Origin of the sequence: Methylibium sp. T29-B, assembly GCF_000576225.1 — a bacterium.
Lineage (GTDB): Bacteria > Pseudomonadota > Gammaproteobacteria > Burkholderiales > Burkholderiaceae_C > Methylibium > Methylibium petroleiphilum.
Map to the genome: position 1 here is coordinate 1 of NZ_AZSN01000293.1, position 2,501 is coordinate 2,501.

Sequence of the window (2,501 nt, forward strand, 5' to 3'; positions counted from 1 at the left end):
GCGAGGCGGCCCAGCGCGCCGGCGGCCACGCCACGCTGTTCCGCGGCGGCGACAAGGCGGCCGGCGTGTTCACGCCGCTGAGTGCGCCGCTGCAGCGCATCCAGCGCGAGCTCAAGCGCGAGTTCGACCCGGCCGGCGTGTTCAACCGCGGCCGCCTCTACCCCGATCTGTGAGCTGACCCCGCACGATGCAAACCACCCTTGCCCCCGAATACCAGGGCAGCGCCGACGGCGCCGATGCCGAAGCGATCCTGCGCAAGTGCGTGCACTGCGGCTTCTGCACCGCCACCTGCCCGACCTACCAGCTGCTGGGCGACGAACTCGACGGCCCGCGCGGCCGCATCTACCTGATCAAGCAGGTGCTCGAGGGCGCCGAGCCGACGCGCAAGACCCAGCTCCACCTGGATCGCTGCCTGACCTGCCGCAACTGCGAGTCCACCTGCCCGTCGGGCGTGCAGTACGGCGCGCTGGTGGACATCGGCCGCCGCGTGGTCGATGCCAAGGTCGAGCGCCCGGCTGGTGAACGTGCCGCTCGCACGGCGCTGAAGGAAGGCCTGACCTCGCCGCTGTTCGCCCCGGCGATGAAGCTCGGCCAGCTGTTCCGTCCGCTGGTCCCCACGGCGCTGAAGGCCAAGGTCCCGCCGAAGGCCCCGGCCAGCGCGCACCGCTGGCCGACGCGCAGCCACCCGCGCAAGGTGCTGATGCTGCTGGGCTGCGTGCAGCCGGCGATGGCGCCGAACATCAACAGCGCCACGGCGCGCGTGCTCGACGCCGCCGGCATCCAGACCCTGGTGGCCGACGACGCCGGCTGCTGCGGTGCCATCCGCGACCACCTCGGCGACCACGAGGGTGGCCTGGCCGACATGCGCCGCAACATCGACGCCTGGTGGCCGCTGGTCGAGGGCCTGACCGGGCAGGGCGCCGTCGAGGCGATCGTGATGAACGCCTCGGGCTGCGGCGTGACCGTCAAGGACTACGCCCGCCACCTGAAGCACGACCCCGCCTATGCCGAGCGCGCCGCGAAGATCTCGGCGCTGACCCGGGATCTGAGCGAACTGCTGCCCGACCTGGTGCCCAAGCTCAAGCCGCGGCTGCGCGGCAAGGCGCCCAAGCTCGCCTTCCATCCGCCTTGCACGCTGCAGCACGGCCAGCAGCTGCGCGGCGGCATCGAGGGCGGTCTGCGCGAGCTCGGCTTCGACATCACGCTGACCCCGACCGACAGCCACCTGTGCTGCGGCTCCGCCGGCACCTACTCGGTGCTGCAGCCGGCGCTGGCCTACCAGCTGCGCGACCGCAAGCTCGCCGCGCTCGCGCCGGTGGGCGCACAGGCCATCGTGTCGGCCAACATCGGCTGCATTCAGCACCTGCAGAGCGGCACGCCGACGCCGGTGAAGCACTGGGTGGAGGTGCTCGACGAGGCGCTGGCCTGACGGCCCCGGGGCCCGTCGATGGGCTCCGCACCGCGCTTGTTCTCTTGCAGATTGCTGACTACGATACCGGCGACTGCAAGGGAGGAGCATGGGAGTTCGTGACGGGCGCGGCCGTTGGCGCGCACGCGGGGCGGGGCTGTTTGCGCTGATCGCGGGCTGCGAGGTGCTGGCGGGGCCCTTCACGCCCGTGGCAGGCCAGGAATACCGCGAAGTGGCCGACCCGCCGACCCAGGTGCAGGGCCAGGCGGTGGTGGGCGCGGCCCTGATCGGCGTGCAGACGCAGATCGGCGCGCAGTTCCTCTACGCCCGCGCCAAGGCGCCGTTCAGCGGGCAGGTGCGCGTCAGCCTCACCACCGCCGATGGCCGGCTGCGTGGCGACGGTGTCTTCCAGGGCGAGGCCCGCGAGGGCGAATGGATCGAGCTCGAACTCAAGCCGAGGGATGGCAAGCGCCTGCGCCCCAATCCGCTGGCGCCGGAGCGCGTCGCGGTGTCGGTGCGCTATGTCGAGAACGGCTCGTCGGTGGAGCATCCGATGGTCGCGGCCTGGGAGGTCCCGTCCGCATCGACGACGGCCGCGACGTTGCGGCTGTATGTCAACAGCCGGCGCGCCCCGGAGATGCTGGTCGCGGTGAAGGGCCGTCCGCCCGAGATGTGCCGGCGTGCGCCGGACAAGTCGACGGTGCGCTTCGACATGCTGTGCGAACTGCCGCTCGCCAGCGTCGTTGGCAGCAAGGGCAAGCTCACGCTGGTGCGCCGCGACGGCTTCGAAGAGCTGGAGCAGCCGGTCGTCGTCGGCTGGTGAAGGCCCGCGCACGGTGCGACACCTGCTCTCCCACCTGGCCGTGATGCTGCTGCTCGCAGCGCTGGCGGCGGCCATCGCGCTGCCGCTCAGCCTGCGCACCGCGACCGACACCGCGTTCACGCTGACCGCGAACACCGACGTCCTGTCGGTCGAGCCGCTGTGCGACCAGGAACTGGTCTGGGACCTCGGCAGGGCCGAGGCCGTGGCGCTCGGGGCCGGCGCGGCTGCGCCGGGGCGAGCCACCAGCGCCACCAGTGTGCACCTGCGCGG

General features: G+C 72.2%; 3 protein-coding genes and 1 pseudogene. All 4 read left to right on the plus strand.

The genetic code is table 11. From position 1 onward, the window contains the following. A pseudogene (gene glcE, locus Y694_RS25110) lies at positions 1-173 on the plus strand (glycolate oxidase subunit GlcE); the annotation flags it as partial. Positions 174-187: 14 nt separating this feature from the next. Further along, complete coding sequence (glcF, locus tag Y694_RS21255) at positions 188-1,429, plus strand: glycolate oxidase subunit GlcF (RefSeq protein WP_011831213.1); 1,242 nt, start codon at positions 188-190, stop codon at positions 1,427-1,429. A gap of 88 nt (positions 1,430-1,517) precedes the next feature. Further along, a complete protein-coding gene (locus Y694_RS21260; protein WP_011831214.1) occupies positions 1,518-2,231 on the plus strand; it encodes a hypothetical protein in 714 nt (237 codons plus the stop codon). Positions 2,232-2,244: 13 nt separating this feature from the next. Then, positions 2,245-2,501: hypothetical protein (locus tag Y694_RS21265; protein WP_036236407.1), on the plus strand; the 257-nt coding region annotated here is incomplete at its 3' end.